Origin of the sequence: Flammeovirga sp. SubArs3 (assembly GCF_947387565.1) — a bacterium.
Lineage (GTDB): Bacteria > Bacteroidota > Bacteroidia > Cytophagales > Flammeovirgaceae > Flammeovirga > Flammeovirga agarivorans.
The window spans coordinates 670,849-689,055 of record NZ_CANDOA010000003.1 but is presented as its reverse complement, the minus strand read 5'-3'; the positions used below and the strand labels follow the sequence as shown (position 1 = coordinate 689,055).

Below are 18,207 nucleotides of genomic sequence, written 5' to 3'. Positions count from 1 at the left end.
GTATTTATACACAGTTAATAATTAGATATAATTTAATAAAAAACTCCATAGAAATAGTTCCCCAAGCCTTATTTATTTTGCTAATCTTTTATAGTGCCTTGTGTTTTTCTTTGGTTTTGAGAGAGAAAGAATTCCAGCAAATAATAGTATTTGTATTGGTGATATTGCAAGTTGAGGTCCTAGGAATAACCACGGTTGATATTTCATAGTTGTGAAATGTTGCCAGTTCCACCATGATTTAGTAAACTCACTTCCAGCAAACCAAACAGGAATCACTAAAAATAGAGATAAGAATATAGCTTGTTTGAGCTTTATTCTACCTTTTTTATTGGTGTTTAATAATCCTACAATAGAACTGACTATTATAGTAATAAAGACAGAGGTAAAAGAAATGAAGTAATACATCCATGAAAAATCCATATGATGATTTACCCATAAATTTTTGATAAAAGGTATCGCTAAAATCTGATGAATATTCTCCATAATCACCTTACTGAAGATAAACATTAAGCCAAGTATTATAGCATTGTAAATCATAGCATTTTTAATGCATGGCCTTTTGAAAAAGTGACTAAGAACTTTAAAAGGGGCTTTAGCTAATCGATAGATATTCTTTTTGGTTGAATATAAAAAACTATCACTTTTTTTAAATGGAGGAGGAGAAGGTAGTATGTTTTTAGTCCGTTCACCAATCTTAGTGGGTATAACTTCATGGTAAGTATCTTGTTTTCCATCAGTAGTCCAAACAAACTTTGCAAGAACAGCACTGGCATAAGAAAACCCTTGGTCAATAGCTCCTTCAAAAACTGAAGAAGATACCCCTTTTTTCTTACACTCGACGATCATAAAAGGTTCTAAACCTTCCATGTCATTGTAAGTAATAATATCGGCTTCTTTTGTTGAAGACCCCATTTTCACAGGGACACAAACCCTTACATATTCTGCAGGGTAATTGTAATCATAAATTAATTTTAAATAAGTTTCTAATTGTACTTTCTCTTCAGGATTATTTAATGATCTTGTTTTGGTATGAGGTAGATAGGTGACTTCATTCGTTTTTTTATTTATGCTGATAACTCTATCTCTCTTACCTTTAGAGAGGTATTTCATATTTGGTATAATTGTTCTGTACTGAAAAAAATCGTTTGTTAAATATAGTAGAAATTTAAATAATAATGATCAAAAAAAACGCAAAATGATGTTTTTGTGTATTTTTAAGCTTAATATATATGTTTTATAATTAAACAAAAAAATCCTTATGTATTGATTGTTACTCAACTACATAAGGATTTATAATATGAATTACTGAATAAATATTGAGGTATCTATCCTCTCATTTTTTCAGAATATTCTTTTACAGTATTGATAAACACTTTAACCTTTTCAGGGTTGATGTCAGGGTAAACTCCATGACCTAAATTAGCGATATGTTTATCAGGGCCAAACTGATCTAACATGGCTTTTGTTGTTACCTCAATATCTTTATCTGAACCGTATAAAGCACAAGGGTCTAAATTACCTTGTAGTACTTTACCGTTAGCAAGAGCTCTTGATTCGGCTACATCCATGTTCCAATCAAGACCCATTGTATTACAATTTGACTTACCAATTGCTTCACGAGCAAAGTACGCACCTTTAGCAAATACTGTTTTTGGTACTTCAGTGATTGCATCACAGATTTGGTTGATATATGGCATTGCAAATACTTCATATTGTGCAGGAGAAAGAATACCCGCCCAAGAATCGAAGATTTGAATCATATCTGCACCAGCTGCAATTTGAGCCTTTAAATATGCAATAGTAGAATCTGTAATCATCTGTAATAACTTATGAGAGAACTCAGGTTGTGTATAGAACATTTTCTTTGCTTTTGAGAAAGTCTTAGAACCTTGTCCTTCGATCATATAACAGAAGATAGTAAATGGAGCACCCGCAAAACCGATTAATGGAACGCGGTCATTTAATTCTTTCTTTGTTAATTTGATTGCATCTAATACATATCCTAAGTCAGATTCCACATCAGCCACTCTAATTTTATTTAAGTCACTTTCTGTTTGGATTGTAGTAGGGAAGAATGGGCCTCTTTTTTCTACCATTTCATATGGAAGTCCCATTGCTTCTGGAATCACTAAGATATCTGAGAAAATAATAGCAGCGTCAACACCTAATAAATCAACAGGTTGAATTGTTACTTCACATGCTAATTCAGGAGTTTGACATAACTCAACAAATCCAGATACGCTGGCCCTTACAGCTCTATATTCTGGTAAAATTCTACCCGCTTGGCGCATTAACCATACAGGAGTTCTTTCTGTTTTTTCACCTCTTGCGGCGCGAAGAATTAAATCGTTCATATATATAGACTTAGTTTATTCTTTGTTGTCTTTAATGGGAGTAAGCCCTAGTTCAATTCCTGATTGAATCATAAATGGTAGTGCTTCTTCCATAGTATTTTTGATTTTGCCATCAAGGATAGCTTCTCTTACAATTGCTTTTATCTGTCCAACTTCTTTGGAAGGCTTAATTTCGAATGTATTCATGATTAACTCTCCTGTAATAACAGGTTGGAAGTTTCTCACTTTATCACTTTCCTCTACCGCTTCCAATCTTGTTTCAACATAATCAAAATTAGATAAATAGCGTTTTACTTTGTTACCATCTTTAGAGGTAATATCCGCTCGGCAAAGTAACATTAATGCATCAATATCATCGCCAGCTTCAAAAAGTAATCTTCTTACCGCTGAATCTGTTACTTCTTTCTTTACTAATGCAATAGGTCTTAGGTGAAGCTTCACAAGTTTTTGTACAAACTTCATCTTATCATTCAATGGAAGTTTCATTCTTTTGAATATACCAGGAACCATTCTCGCTCCTTTGTCTTCATGTCCATGAAACGTCCAACCTACTTTGCTATTAAATCTTTTGGTAGGAGGTTTTGCAATGTCATGTAATATTGCAGCCCAACGGAGCCACAAATCATCTGATTTTTCAGCTACATTGTCAAGTACCTTCAAAGTATGGTAGAAATTATCCTTATGGCCTTTACCGTCTCTACGCTCAACGCCATAAAGGTTCTGCATTTCAGGGAAAATTAATTTTAATAAACCTGAAGTAAATAGTAGTTTAAAGCCATAAGAAGGAAGTGGAGAAAGGATGATTTTATTAAGTTCATCCATGATACGCTCTTTAGAGACAATTTCGATGCGTTCTTTATTTTCAGTAATCGCATCAAAAGTGTCTGGATCGATATCAAAGGTAAGTTGAGAAGCAAATCTAATGGCTCTCATCATTCTTAATGGATCATCAGAGAATGTGATATTCGGCTCAAGTGGTGTAATTATGTTCTTCTTTTTCAGATCATCTACGCCACCGAAAGGATCTACAAGATCACCGTAATTATCCTCATTTAATGAGATAGCAAGTGCATTGATTGTAAAGTCTCTTCTATTCTGATCGTCCTCAAGTGTACCATCTTCTACGATAGGCTTACGAGATTCTCTTCTATAAGATTCTTTTCTTGCTCCTACAAATTCGACTTCATATTCGTCAAATTTTACCATTGCAGTACCGAAGCTCTTAAAAGTATTACAAGGAAGGTTACCACCTCTTTTTGCAACATCCTCAGCTAAGACTATACCACTGCCTACACAAACTATATCAATATCTTTGGAAGGACGTTCTAAAAGCAAGTCACGCACAAAGCCTCCGACCAAATAAGTATCGAAGCCTACCGCTTTTGCACTTTTAGCAACAATTCCAAAAATTGGATTTTTATCTAAAGTATCTTTAAAATTCACTATTGTAAATTTTTCTGTATTCTATTTGAATTTGCAAAAGTACATTATTTCATAAACAATTGACGTGAATAGAGCTTAATTTATCAAATTCGATGCATAATTATATACTTTGAGAAAGGATTGTATATGAAAAACTATTTAGATATTTTTGGAGAAACTATTGTAATAAAGAACTAAAATTAAAAATGACTTCACTAAAGCTTACCTACTCTTGCTTATCTGCAATATTAATTTCCTGTATACTATGTATTCCTGCATTTGCTCTTGATGTCGGTGAAAAATTAACTGACTATGATGAAGTTAGATATATGGAGTCATCTGGTGATATTGTTATTGTTGGTGCATATGCATCAAGTCAATTAAAAGGAGCCGTATTTGTTCATCGTTTGGAAAATGGAGAACTAGTTCAATTGGCAAAACTTACTACAGAAAGTGATGAAACCGCAAATAATACCCATTTTGGTTTTGCCGTAGATATTTCAGATGATGTTATAGTTGTTGGAGCACCTAAATCGGATGCTGTTTATGTATTCGAAAAACCTGATGGAGGTTGGGTTGATATGACCGAAACACACAAAATAGATACTCCTTTTTTATCAAATGGTTGGTTTGGTTTTTCATTATCACTCAAAGACAATTTACTTTCTGTTGGAGCATATAGGTTAGATAGCTATGAAGGAGCAGTAACAGTATATAAAAAATCATTCGGAGAGAAATGGAGTGATAATAACTACATCTATAAAAATATTTCAGCTCCAGTTGAAGGTGGTAATCAATACTTTGGACATGAGGTAAGACTACATGGCGAAACACTTGTTGTGGGAAATATAGGTAATAATAATTGGACAGGAGCAGTACGAGTTTATGATGAGCTATTTTCTAAATTAGAAAAAGATGAAAAGATACTTCCCACAGCTACTTTGACAACTTCAAATAGCTCTTATCAATTAGGTATGCATGTAGCTATTAATGGTAATACTATTGTTGCTACTGATTATGGACGTAATAATGCAGGGAGAGTAGTTGTATTTAATAAGTCAACTCAAGGATGGGAAGATGCTACTGAGAGCTATTTTATTACTAATGAAGAAATAGTTAATGGTTCTCATTTCGGTTCTGATTTAGATATTACTTCAGATAAATTATTAATTGGAGCATCACAACATTTAGGAAAAGGAAAAGTCTATTTATACGGATTTGATAATGAGAAGAATACTGGCGTTACTTTAATTAACTCTTATCAACTCGAAGATGGAGCATCAAATGATTTCTTTGGCTCAGCGGTAAAAATTTTAGGTGAATATGTTGCTATTAATTCGATGTACAACCCTAGACAAAAAGTCTACCTGTTTAAAGAAAAGGAGTCTAATATTTCGCTATATACCAAATCTCGCCACTTAGATGTAGATGGGGATGTAATGGTTTTAGGAACTTATGAAGGAGAAAGTAATATCCCGGGTAGTGCCTTTGTATATGAATTCCAAAATGGTGAATGGGAAGAAGTCGCACAGTTAAGTTCATCAGATGGTGTTAATGGTGATATGTTTGGTTTTGCTGTAGCGATTTCCGGTGATGAAATAATAGTAGGTTCTCCAGAAACAGATAAGGTTTATATATATGAAAAGCCAGCAGAAGGTTGGTCAGATATGACAGAATCTTATCAAATTACTAATCCTCTTGGGGATGGTTACTTTGGATTCTCAGTAGATATATTAAATGGAAGAGCAGTAGTAGGAGCTTATAGACAGAATCATTATGAAGGAAGAGGGTTTTATATTGAAAGGCTTAAAGAATCTTGGTCGGAAGGCGTGAATATAACAACTCTAAAATCTCCTAGCCCTAAGACAAATGAGTATTTTTCACATCAAATAAGAATTTCTAAAGATGCAATTTTAGTAGGGGCTTTAGGTAAAGATAATTGGAAAGGAACGGCGTATATATACAACCTTCTAGAAGGTGGGTTTATATCTGAAACAGTAGAACCTGATGTGGAATTAACTCACCCTACAGGAAGGGGGCATCAATTTGGGATTCATCTAGATTTATCAACTGATTTAATAGCTATAACTGATTACCAAACATCAAATATTGATGGGGAGGTGATAATTTATAAAAGAGAAAATGGTGCTATATGGACTTCTGACATTACAGGGTTTATAGTTAATAACCCAACAGGTAAATTGAATGAAGGATTTGGTTCAGATGTTCAAGTATCAGATAACAAATTACTGATTGGTGCTTATACGGTAGATGGACATGGTAGCACACATTTATTTACATTAAACCCTTCCTCTTCTTCTTCAAATTATATCAAATCGTATACTCCTGATCCAAGAAATTATAATATGAGATTTGGAACAGGTGTTCGATTCCATGATAGTCATATAGTTGTCTTGGCAGAAAATAACCCCGAGAAATTCTTTTTTACCTTTTTCGATGAAATTTTAGACCATTCAAATTATACCAAATCTCGCTATTTAGACGTAGATGGGGATGTAATGGTTTTAGGAACTTATGAAGGAGAGAATAATATCCCGGGTAGTGCCTTTGTTTATGAATTTAAAAATGGAGATTGGGAAGAAGTTGCACAGTTAAGTTCATCAGATGGTGTAGATGGTGATATGTTTGGTTTTGCTGTAGCGATTTCTGGAGATGAAATAATAGTAGGATCTCCAGAAACAGATAAGGTTTATATATATGAAAAGCCAGCAGAAGGTTGGTCAGATATGACGGAATCTTATCAAATTACTAATCCACTTGGGGAAGGTTACTTTGGCTTCTCAGTAGATATATATAATGGGTCGGCAGTTATTGGAGCTTACCAGCAAAATAATTATGAAGGAAGAGGTTTCTTCATTAAAAAGCGAAATGATTCTTGGACTGGAGGATATGATATTACTACACTTACTTCTCCAAAACCAGTTTCAAATGAATATTTTGGCCATCAAATACGTATTTCTAAGAATGCGATTTTAGTAGGGGCTTTAGGTAAAGATAATTGGAAGGGTACTGCTTATGTTTATAACCTTCCTTCAAATGGTTTTATTGATGCAGTTGAAACTCCAAGTGTAGAATTACAGCATCCTAATAATCGAGGTCATCAGTTTGGTATTCATTTGGATTTAAATGATGACATGATTGCTGTAACTGATTATAAAACAGATAATATAGATGGAGAAGTTGTTATTTATCATCGACCAAAGAAAGAATTATGGAGCTCAGATTTAAAAGGCTACGTTGTATCAAACCCTACAGGAAATAATGGAGAAAGTTTTGGGTCAGATGTTCAAGTAAAAGGTGATACATTACTTGTCGGTGCATTTCGAGCTGATGTTCATGGTTCAACGCACTTATTTTTATTATGTAATGATTCCATGAGTGCTGAATGGAAAGAAACGTTTATTCCAGAAGAGATTGAGAGTGAAATTAGATTTGGTACTGCCGTGCGTTTTCATGAAAGTCACTTCGTAGTTTTAGCAGAAGATAATCCTGATCAGTTTTACTTCCTCTATGGTTACCCGAATTTAATGGTTTTATCAAATGCCGTTAAGAATCTGAACAAAATCGAGATATTAAATACAGACCCGAGATTACGTAATGAAAATACAGTAATGGTTAAAGGACTGTCAGAAGGTGTATTTCAATACCACATCTATAACGGAAAAGGAAGTAAACTTCATAGTGGAGAAATTACTCCTTCAAATAATGACATATCATTAGAAGGTCTTGAAAAGGGGCTTTTATATATCGTTCTTTCGAGTGATGTGTTAGAGGCTGTCCATACTTTCAAAGTATTGAACTAAAATTTGTAGAAGACTTAAAAGCAAGAGTATTTGTTGTTATTATAAATGCCCTTGCTTTTCTATTTAGAGGTATAGTAAAATGTTCTAGATTTAAATGTAAACTTTATTGATTTTTTATCGAAAACACCGCATTTTGCAAGTTCAATTTAAATTCGACAAACATTCCAACAATATATGCGTAAGTGGGAAGATCTCTTGACTTTTTCAGCGATACTTTTTTTGTTTATTTTCTTAAACATACATTCTGATAAAGTTTTTTTTAGATGGGATTTAACAGAAGAAAAACGATTCACAATTAATCCTGCAACAGAACGTTTATTAGAAAATCTTCCTGATCAGGTAAGTATTGATGTGTATTTAGATGGCCCATTGAATGCTGAGTTTGAACATCTGAAATTAGCTATTCTAGAAACTCTAGAGGAATTTAAAGTACAATCAAATGGGCAATTAGATTTCAGGTTCATTGATCCAAATGATTTTGCAGATGCTAGACAAAAGCAGCAATTTCAAAATTCATTAATAAAAAAAGGTATTCCTCAGACTACTTTATTTGATGTAGGACCGAATGGTGAGCAGACACAAAGATTAATTTATCCCGGTGCTTTAATATCCTATAAGGGTAAACAAAAAGGGATTTTACTATTAAAAGGTAATAAAGCAAAATCAGCTCAAGAGCAGATCAATCAATCGATAGAAGGTGTTGAATATGAATTAGCTTCTGTAATTCAAGAATTAGTAGAAGCAAAATCAAAAAGGGTGGGTATTGTACAAGGTCATCAGGAGTTATTCCCAAGTGAGATGAAAGAGTTTACAGAAGCTCTTGAGAATAAATATATTGTCAATTGGGTAACTGATCTTTCAACCATCAAAAACTTTGATGCACTAGTGGTTGCTCAACCAAAAACAAAGTTCTCTAATAAAGAAAAGTATTTTATTGATCAATATTTAGTTGATGGAGGAAATGCTCTTTTCTTATTGGATAAAGTACAAATGAATAAGGATTCTATTCCATTGGGTGGAACTTATGCTTTTGGATATGACCTAAATATTGAAGACTTATTGTTCAGGTTAGGAGTAAGACCTAATATTGATTTAATCCAAGATCAACAAGTCGGTCTTATAGAAATTGTGGCAGGGAATTTTGGTGATAAAGCGAATATTAAGAAACTACCTTGGCCTTATAATATATATCTGAATACATTTTCAGAACATCCAATCGTAAGGAATATGGATGTTGTTTATGGTCGCTTTATTACTTCTTTAGACACAGTTAAATCCATTGGAATCAAGAAAGAACCTTTGATATTTACTTCAAACTATTCTAGGAAGAGGGCAATGCCTAATATCGTATCATTGGATGAGATAAAAGAAGTAAACAAAAAAGAATTATTTAATCAACCGAATATTCCAATCGCCTATTTATTGGAAGGGACATTTAAATCTCTTTATGCGAATAGATTCCCGCCAAAGGGTATTGATAAAAAATCATTGATTAAATCATCCACAAAACCAACAAAAGTAATTATAGTGGGTGATGGTGATATCGCAAAAAATGAAATCAATCCAATTAATAAGCAGCTAGAGTCAATAGAATTTGATAGACATAGAGGGCAATCACTTTCTAATTTAGAATTCTTGATGAATAGTATGAATTACCTTACAGATCAAGATGGATTGATTATGGCAAGAAATAAAAAAGTGACTTTAAGACCTTTAGATAATTTCAAAATTAGAGAGGAGAAGGCTATGTGGCAATGGATAAACGTTGGTATTCCAGTATTGTTAACAGTATTATTTGGAGGTATTTTTATTTATCTGAGGAAACGTAAATATGAAATCTAAAGTTTAAATGATTTCAAGCTTATATTACTAATAGATATATTGTCCAGTACAGTATATCTATTTTTTCTTATTTGACTTGATAGTAGTAGGATATTCTCTAGTTGCTCATCAGAAAAATTGATGTTGGCTTGAAGTATTTCTGTTAAACCAATGTTTTTATAGAACTCTTGTACTTTGGAAGTTGAAGAACCTAAAAATACCTGCTCAATAAGAATTTGCCCAAAAGCTACTTGTAATCCATGTAATGTTGAATCCTCAGGGTATAGCTCATCAATAGCATGACTTATTAAATGTTCTGCACCACTTGCAGGTCTTGAATTACCAGAAATAACCATAGCGAGGCCTGAAATAACTAACCCATTAGCCAACGTAATCAGAAATTCATCACTTTTCAAGTCTTCTTCTGCGTATTCCAGGATTGAATTGGCACTTAATAAAGATAATGAAACAGCAAAATTGTCAATTTTCTCATTTGTTACCTGGTTAGATAACTCCCAATCTTTTAATGCATTTAGATTGGATACTAAGTCACCAACCCCTGATAAGATATTAACTTTAGGACTTTTTTTAATGATATTGATGTCTGCTATTATGCCTAATGGAGGTGTCACACCATAACTTTCTTTTTTACCAGACTTATTAATTAGCCTAGAAATAGGTGAATATAATCCATCATTTGATAAGGTAGAAGGAACACTCAAATAGGCATTATTAGTTTTATGAGAAATTAATTTGACAACGTCAATAACTGATCCTCCTCCAAAACCAATGAACAATTCATCAGCGCTGAAATCATTTTCAAGAATTATTCTTTCAACTTCTAAAATTGATGCTTCATGAACATGGATAGTTTTTGAAGCACCAATTTTTTCTAAAACATCAGCATACCTATTTCCTAGAAAAGAGGATGTAAAAACAACAATCTTTGGGAAGTAAAAGGACTTGTCTTTTAATATTTGTGGAATTTTTTCAACAAGTTGATTCCCAATTTCTAAAATAACTGGAATAGGTATGTGTTTGTAAAACATTATGAATTCTTAATGGTCTTAATTAATTCAGAAGTGCTGATTCCTTGTGTATAAGGTAAGAACGCTAATTCTATTTTATTCTTATCCAAAAATTCTTGATCAACCCTAATTTGCTCCATATAACCTTCAACATCCCAATCATCTCCATGAACAACAACATCAATATCATATTCAACTAAAACATCTTTATTGTCGAACTGATTAATAATAAATGCATGGTCAACACACTCTAAAGATTCAATAATTGCAAGGCGGTCATCTTCACTGACAAAAGGTTTTCTTTTATACTGAGCTGTCATGTCATCGCCATTTAAAGCGACGATCAAATGAGTACCTAATGCTTTAGATTTCTTCAATAATTCTAGGTGTCCACGGTGAAATAAGTCGAAAACACCTACGACGTATATATTTTTCTTTGTCATCTATTTGTTTGATTAGTCGTTAAATTTTACATCAATTGCATGAGTCATTCTTTTGTCTTCCGGAGGTAATTGCATATAGTCACCAAAAACATGACTCAATACATAATCATAATCTGCAGGACCTTCAAATTGAGTGTCTTCAAACTCATATTTTTTTATAGGATAATATTTCTCTTTTGGAAATAGCTCCTTTTTGTAATAATAAGGACTGCTGAAGTTGATAAAATAGTTGTAACCTTTGTTGTTATTGAAGGTCATTATTTTCTTCTGAAGCTTTACTAATCCTTTGATGTTATAGAAGCTAAATACGAAATCAAAGATTTTTTGAAACTTACTTTTGGAAGGGTATACTTTAGTTCCTCGTTTCTTACTGAGAGTATAAGTTAGTTGGTTAACAAGCTTGGCTTGTTGTCGACAAACAAAACTGTCAGGATCTTTTACATCATCAAAAGGGAAAATATCCAAGAAAATACCTTTATGGGTATCTACATTTTTAGTGTCTTCATCTATATATTCAGTACCATCCTTTTTTAATTTCACAAAGGGAAGGTAATACTGAGCGTCATTCTCTGTTGTATGTAAAAATAAACCGTCTATTGGATTTTGAAGGTAGAGCTTGATGAATTTATCATAGTGTTCTCTAGTCATCCCTACATCAATATCATCATCCCAAGGGATAAAACCCTTATGCCTAACAGCACCTAATAATGTGCCTCCAATAATAAAATACTCAAGCTGATGTTGCTTACAGAAAGCATCAAAAGCTAAAGTAATTTCAACTTGTATATTTTGTAATTTTCTTAATTTTCCTTGTTCCATTCGTTAGTTATTACTTTTAACGAGTTTCCAAATCTGAAAAGATTGTAATACCCACTTATTCAAAATACGGGTATCTTCATAGAAGAAATTTAATACATAATATGTTGCGAATTGTGTAACACCTGTCGCAATTGCAGCCCCATAAATTCCAATATTCTTAATAAGAATGAAGTTAAGGATAATATTAATGATCATTCCGATTACATTCTTATAAAGAAGATACTTTGTCTTTTCATATATCGTAAGATATGAAGTCTGTAAATTACAAACCGCCTGAATGAAGATAATGATTAGGAGTAAATTATATACTTCAAGACAGTCATTATACTCACTAACAAAGAATAAATGGAATGTATACTTTAATACAATGACACTGCTAGGAATTAAGATTAAGTAAACTGCAACAGTTTGCCTACTAAATTTTAAATAAGCTCTTTTAAAGTTTTCATGATCCTCCTTGTAATTTAATAGCATTGGAAAAGCTGTATTCCTGATAGGGGTCAGCAACATTTGAGTAACTGTAGAAAGTAGTAACGCTATAGAATATACACCAACACTTGCATCATCAATTAGAGATCCAAGCATCACTTTGTCCATCTGACTGAAGATAACAAAGGCAGTAGTACTGATCCATAGGAATTTACTTTCATGAATAATATCTTTTAAAAGAGGGAATTTAAGATTGAATTGAATAGGAAACTCTTTTACATAAATCACAAGAATAATGAGGAAGGAAAGAATACTACCAACAGCATGCATAAATGGAATGTATACTATAGGAACATCCAATGTGATTAGATAATTAATGACACCATATGCTAATGCTTTTGTGATATTCACAGGTACCACAATTTTTCTAGCCTTCAAACGATTTTCATAGAAACTTTGTATACCAAAGAATAGGTTGATAAAAGTATTATTGATAATCAACCAAAAGAAAATCCATATGGTTTCAGTTTCTGACTTTAAGATCCAACAGTATATAAATGCAGCAATTAAGGCGATACTTGATAAAATAAATCTACCAATGGTAACGCTATTAATAATTGTCTGATGTGATTCGGAATTACTTGAAAAGAATTTTTGGACTATTCTTTCATTGATGATCTCATAAAGTAAGGGAGAAAAGCCAACAATCGAAGCAATATATTGATAATGCCCAAAAGTATCAGCACCATAATGGTTGGCTATTTTTACACCTACTAAAAACTTTAATAAAAGAATGAATGCTTTATCAAAAAATATCCAGAAGATATTACTTAAGACATTCTTCCTTGTGTATCGACTCATTAACTATTGAAAACTCTATTAAATTTATTGTGATCACAAAGGAACAATTAAAGTATTGAATATAAAAAGGAATAAATCGATAAGCTTGAATATTTATATTAATATCATTTTTTGAAGACATCTATTGGTGCATTTTTGGCTAAAACTATCATCTTTGTAGAAATTTTTTGAAATGAAAGTTCTTCATATAAACACATATCCTCATGGAGGAGCTGCGTATGCAGCCATAAGAATGAGCAAAGCCCTTCAAGATCTTGGTGTAGACTCTAAAGTCTTAGTACGAGATGAGTTTAAGCAAGATGGAATAGTAAGCTCAGGCAAGAGTGTGTTTTTTCGAAAAATCACAAAGTTATGGCAAAAGTGGAAGGCATTTCCTTACATAAAAGAAGAGAAGGATATTGAAACGTTCTCTAGTCCATTTTCTTTATACCCAATTCACCATCATCCTGAAGTTGCAAAAGCAGATATCATTGTCTTGCATTGGGTGAGTCTGTTTTTAGATATACCATCCTTTTTTAAAGAAGTAAATAAACCTATTGTTATTTATATGCATGATATGAATTACTTTAAAGGGGGATATCATTATGCAGAAGATGAAGTATATTTTCCACACCTTCATCATTTAGATATGCGGTATAAAGCCGCTAAGAAAAAAGCATATGACGATTCAAAAAGTATGATAACAGTCACTGCTCCATCTCAGTGGTTAGTGGATCTATCCAAGAAGAGTGATTTATTGGGGCAGTTCGAACATCATCATATACGAAATGTTATCGATAGTGATACTTTTGATATTATTTCAAGAGAAGAAGCAAGACGAGAGTTGGGAATTCCAAATGATAAAAAAATCTTACTTTTTGTTAGTGAAAGTATTAAAAATAGAAGGAAAGGAGGACAGATACTCTTGGATGCTATTAAAAATATTAAAAATATTGATGATGTTAATGTAGTTATTATAGGTGAGGTGGATAATGATTTATTCAAGTCAGAAAACTTTTATAAATTGGGACGCATTTATGATCCTCAAAAAATGTGTTTAGCCTATAATAGTGCAGACCTTTATATTATGCCTAGTAGAGAAGATAATTTACCAAATGTTATTCTTGAAAGTCATTCTTGTGGTACTCCGGTTATGGCTTTCTCTATAGGAGGAATTACAGAAATGGTTAATAATGAAAATGGATACTTATTAGGAAGTCCATCAAGTGATACATTACAAAAAGGTATTGAAGATTGGATGAAAGTTCCAATAGAATTTGATAGGATGAAAATTAGATCCAATGTATTGAAAGAATTCAATACTAAAGAAACCGCAAAAAGATTTTTTACATTACTAGAACATAAACTACAGCAGTAGAACTTTATATAATATGCAAAACAGCAATTTCAAAAAATACAGTTGGTTATTAGTTATACCAATTTTCTATCTAGTATCTATCCTTTATTTTTCTCCAGAATTTTTTGATGGAAAGCACTTAAACCAAGGTGATTTAATGCACTTCTCAGGAATGTCACATGCATCGGGAGAAGAGTACAAAAGAACTGGTGAGAGACCATTATGGAATACTGCCATGTTCTCAGGTATGCCTGAATTACTTTTTTCAGCATTAGATGGAGACCCTACAGAAGTATTATATTCCATGTCTTTAGGATTCATGCCTCACTCACATGAAAACCCAATGACATTATTTCTATTGATGTCTAGTTTATGGGTAGCATTATTATGCTTTAGAGTGAATCCATGGGTAAGTGCTATAATAGCAATTACTTTCTCATTTAATACATTTTATATCACCTCTTTAGAAGCAGGGCATATGACAAAGCTATGGGCTATCGGTTATGCAGCAACTGTTTTAGGAGGTATGAAATTATTGTTTGATAAAAGATGGTTATTGGGTGTGGCAGTTTTATCGACTTCTGTCGCTATAGAATTAAGAGCAGCCCATTATCAGATTACCTATTATTTAATTTTCGTTTGTTTAATTTATGGGTTGTCTGAGTTATATAATTCATATAAAAATGGAGAACTTAACATCTTCCTTACGAGAGTGATTCCATTAGGTATTCTTGCTGCTGGTTTAGGAGCGTCTACTCAATTGTGGAAAGTTTGGACAACAAAAGAATATTCAGAATTTTCTATTCGTGGTAAGAAAGAATTACAAGCGTTACCTGGTCAAGAAAATAACCATACTCAAGAAGGTTTAGATAAAGACTATGCTTTTAGTTGGAGTGAAGGTAAAATGGAATCATTGACATTAATTGCACCTAATTTCTATGGAGGTAGTAGTCAAGAAAATGTTTCCAAAGATGGACCTTTAGCGAAACAATTAGAGAAAGTAGCAGGTAAACAACAAGCACAAAATATTGTTAGTAATCCCAACTTTAAATTGCCATTGTACTTTGGTGAACAACCATTTACAGGAGGACCAATTTATCAGGGTGCTGTACTTACATTCTTGTTCATCTTTGCATTATTTATTCTTGATAAAAGAGAACGTAATTGGTTAATTGGTGGTGTACTTATTACTGCCATGTTCTCTTGGGGTAAACATTTGCAATGGTTTAATTACACTTTATTCGATATCCTTCCAGGGATGAACAAATTTAGAACTCCTGCGATGTCATTAGGCGTTACCTGTGTCATTATGGCAATGGGAGCAGCATTAGGTTTGGACAAATTGATTAAAGTTGGATGGGATGAAAAAACACAGAAAACTTTTTATCAGGCAAGTGGAGCTACATTAGGTTTATTGCTACTTATGTATGTAGGAGCTGGCATGATGGATGTTAGTGGAGCTAGAGATGCTCAGATTTTCCAGCAAATGTTTGGCTTAAATGATGCAAACATGGTGAGACAGTTCACAAATGCATTGGATGATGAAAGAGTTGCTTTAATGAGAAAAGATATTGTAAGATCGATATTCTTTGTTATTGGAGTTTTAGCTATACTGTTTGCAAATGCAAAGAAGAAAGTAGGAATGATTCCAACGATATTAGTAGTTGGTTTATTAACTATTGGAGATGTTTGGGGTGTTGCAAAGAGATATATTAATGATGCTTCTTTTAAATCAACAAGTAATAAGGAAACAAATATTGCTACAGGGGCTGATAAGTTTATCTTAAAAGATAAAGATCCAAACTACAGAGTGTTGAATCTAACAGCTAACGTATTTAATGAGGCAAATACATCTTATTTCCATAAATCGATAGGTGGTTATTTTGCCGCTAAACTTAGACGTTATCAAGATCTTATTGAAAGGGAATTGCCAAAGGAAATGCAAGTATTAGCAGGAGCAATTCAAAAAGGTGATACTCTTACTGTAAAAGCTACTCCAGCACTAAACATGCTAAATATGAAGTATGCCATTTTAGGTAATACGGCTAATGATGTTTACCAAAACCCTAATGCTTTAGGTAACGCATGGTTTGTAGATAGAGTAGAAAAAGTAAATTCTCCTGATGATGAAATCGAGGCAGTGGGTCAGATAGATCCAAGTTTCCAAGCAGTAGTTGATGTGAATAAGTTTCCTAATGCTGATCTTGTTACTTCAAAGTCAGCCGGTGACTTTGTGAAACTAGATAAGTTTAGTCAAAGAAGATTATCATACAAATCACATTCAAAAGATGGAGGATTTGCAGTATTTTCAGAAGTTTATTATCCAGCAGGATGGATTGCAAAAATAGACGGAAAGGAAGTTGATATTGTATGTGCGAATTATGTATTAAGAGGTTTGCAAATTCCCGCAGGTGATCATACAATTACATTTGACTTCGATCCAGATTCTTATGTAATGGGCGGAAACATTTCTAAATTAACAGGCTATATTACTTTACTATTATTAGTATTGGCGATAGGAATGACAATCAAGGAAGAAATGGTAACTACTAAAAAAGAAGATTAGTAGCCATAGAAAATATTTCAAACAAACGAGACTTTTAAGTGATTAGAAGTCTCGTTTTTATTATCGATAAAAATGAAAATTGCAGTTATTGGAGGAGGTGCAGCAGGCTTTTTTGCAAGTATTTCTGCAGCTGAACAAGGAAATGAAGTACATCTTTTTGAGAAGACTTCTAAAGTTTTAGGTAAAGTGAAAATATCTGGAGGAGGACGTTGTAACGTTACAAATGAGACATTTAATCCAGTGCAATTATCTAAGAACTATCCTAGAGGGGAACGTTTCTTGAAAAAAGCATTTGGTAAATTTAATGCTACTCATACATTGGAATGGTTCAAAGAAAGAGGAGTTGAAATAAAAGCAGAGGCTGATGGGAGAATGTTTCCAGTAACTAACGAGTCACAAACAATTATTGATTGCCTGATGGAACAGGCGAACATTAATAAGGTGAAAGTACATTACAACTCAGAGGTGAGTAAAATTATTCCTCAAGAAAACAGTATCGAATTAATTATAAATAACGAAGTAATTGTCTTTGATAAAGTAATTGTGACTATAGGAGGTCAACCTAAAAAAGAGAGTTTTTCGTGGTTAGAAAAGTTAGGGCATAAAATTGAATCACCTGTACCGTCCTTATTTACCTTTAAGATCAACCATAAACCATTATCAAAATTAATGGGTTTATCTGTAGACAATGCTAAAGTAAGGGTAGTAGGAGAAAAGAAACTTCAAGAAGAAGGTCCGTTATTAATTACCCATTGGGGACTTAGTGGTCCTGCAATATTGAGAACCTCTGCTTGGGGGGCAAGATTGTTGTCAGATCGAAATTATCAATTTGATATTTTGGTTTCTTGGTATAACAAAATGTCAGATCAAGAATTAAGAGAATTTGTACAGGAAAAGAAAATAGAGCTCAAAAAGAAACAGATTAAGAATAAAAATCCATTTGAGCTTCCTCAACGACTTTGGGATTATCTTCTAGAACGTATTGAGATACCTGAAACTAAACTTTGGCTTGATCTAAGTAAAAAAGAGCTGAATAAGCTTGTTGAAGTATTATTGTCTGATAACTATTCAGTCCATGGCACAACAAAATTTAAAGAAGAATTTGTTACATGTGGAGGAGTTAGTCTAAGTGATATTGATGTAAAAACAATGGAAAGTAAAAAATGTAGTCACTTGCACTTTGCAGGAGAAGTAATGGATATTGATGGTATTACTGGTGGTTTTAACTTTCAGGCTGCATGGACGACAGGATTTATATCTGGAAATTCAATGAAATCTTAGAATAATACAATTATAACTATATT

Annotated in this window: 12 protein-coding genes; 5 read left to right on the top strand and 7 right to left on the bottom strand. The window is 32.8% G+C overall.

Annotated elements, in window-relative coordinates; all coding sequences use genetic code 11:
* Positions 1 to 72 precede the first annotated feature (72 nt).
* From QL232_RS11890 to QL232_RS11880, 3 genes are all read right to left on the bottom strand, one after another.
* Positions 73 to 1,110: a type I restriction enzyme HsdR N-terminal domain-containing protein gene (locus tag QL232_RS11890; protein ID WP_281614283.1), complete on the bottom strand. Its 1,038-nt coding sequence runs from the start codon at positions 1,108 to 1,110 to the stop codon at positions 73 to 75.
* A gap of 215 nt (positions 1,111 to 1,325) precedes the next feature.
* Positions 1,326 to 2,354, bottom strand: a complete 1,029-nt coding sequence (gene hemE / locus QL232_RS11885; RefSeq protein WP_281614282.1) for a uroporphyrinogen decarboxylase — start codon at positions 2,352 to 2,354, stop codon at positions 1,326 to 1,328.
* Between the two features lie 15 nt (positions 2,355 to 2,369).
* Entirely contained in the window at positions 2,370 to 3,797 is a 1,428-nt protein-coding gene (locus tag QL232_RS11880; protein WP_281614281.1) for an HD domain-containing protein, read from the bottom strand.
* Positions 3,798 to 3,982: 185 nt separating this feature from the next.
* Here QL232_RS11880 and QL232_RS11875 point away from each other — a divergent pair, with 185 nt between their 5' ends.
* A complete protein-coding gene (locus QL232_RS11875) occupies positions 3,983 to 7,600 on the top strand; it encodes an FG-GAP repeat protein (RefSeq protein ID WP_281614280.1) in 3,618 nt (1,205 codons plus the stop codon).
* Between the two features lie 174 nt (positions 7,601 to 7,774).
* Positions 7,775 to 9,442, top strand: a complete 1,668-nt coding sequence (gene gldG / locus QL232_RS11870) for a gliding motility-associated ABC transporter substrate-binding protein GldG (RefSeq protein WP_281614279.1) — start codon at positions 7,775 to 7,777, stop codon at positions 9,440 to 9,442.
* On the opposite strand, the gene QL232_RS11865 is transcribed toward gldG, so the two are convergent.
* From QL232_RS11865 to QL232_RS11850, 4 genes are read right to left on the bottom strand one after another with little or no spacing between them, the layout of a single operon-like run.
* Entirely contained in the window at positions 9,439 to 10,470 is a 1,032-nt protein-coding gene (locus QL232_RS11865; RefSeq protein ID WP_281614278.1) for an iron-containing alcohol dehydrogenase, read from the bottom strand. The two genes, gldG and QL232_RS11865, sit on opposite strands and share 4 nt — an antisense overlap.
* Positions 10,470 to 10,892 (bottom strand): adenylyltransferase/cytidyltransferase family protein, encoded by a 423-nt coding sequence (locus QL232_RS11860; RefSeq protein WP_281614277.1) that lies wholly within the window; start codon positions 10,890 to 10,892, stop codon positions 10,470 to 10,472. The genes QL232_RS11865 and QL232_RS11860 overlap by 1 nt, the downstream gene beginning before the upstream one ends.
* A gap of 12 nt (positions 10,893 to 10,904) precedes the next feature.
* On the bottom strand, positions 10,905 to 11,711 hold the full coding sequence (locus QL232_RS11855) for a LicD family protein (RefSeq protein ID WP_168883364.1): 807 nt from the start codon (positions 11,709 to 11,711) through the stop codon (positions 10,905 to 10,907).
* Positions 11,712 to 11,714: 3 nt separating this feature from the next.
* Entirely contained in the window at positions 11,715 to 13,001 is a 1,287-nt protein-coding gene (locus QL232_RS11850) for an oligosaccharide flippase family protein (protein WP_281614276.1), read from the bottom strand.
* A 172-nt stretch (positions 13,002 to 13,173) separates the two neighbouring features.
* Here QL232_RS11850 and QL232_RS11845 point away from each other — a divergent pair, with 172 nt between their 5' ends.
* The 3 genes from QL232_RS11845 (at position 13,174) to QL232_RS11835 (ending at position 18,184) form a co-directional block, all read left to right on the top strand.
* Positions 13,174 to 14,358, top strand: a complete 1,185-nt coding sequence (locus QL232_RS11845) for a glycosyltransferase (protein WP_281614275.1) — start codon at positions 13,174 to 13,176, stop codon at positions 14,356 to 14,358.
* 13 nt (positions 14,359 to 14,371) lie between these two features.
* Positions 14,372 to 16,903, top strand: a complete 2,532-nt coding sequence (locus tag QL232_RS11840; protein ID WP_281614274.1) for a YfhO family protein — start codon at positions 14,372 to 14,374, stop codon at positions 16,901 to 16,903.
* A gap of 72 nt (positions 16,904 to 16,975) precedes the next feature.
* Positions 16,976 to 18,184 carry an NAD(P)/FAD-dependent oxidoreductase gene (locus QL232_RS11835; protein WP_281614273.1) on the top strand — a complete coding sequence of 403 codons (1,209 nt, stop codon included), beginning with the start codon at positions 16,976 to 16,978 and terminating at the stop codon, positions 18,182 to 18,184.
* Positions 18,185 to 18,207 lie beyond the last annotated feature (23 nt).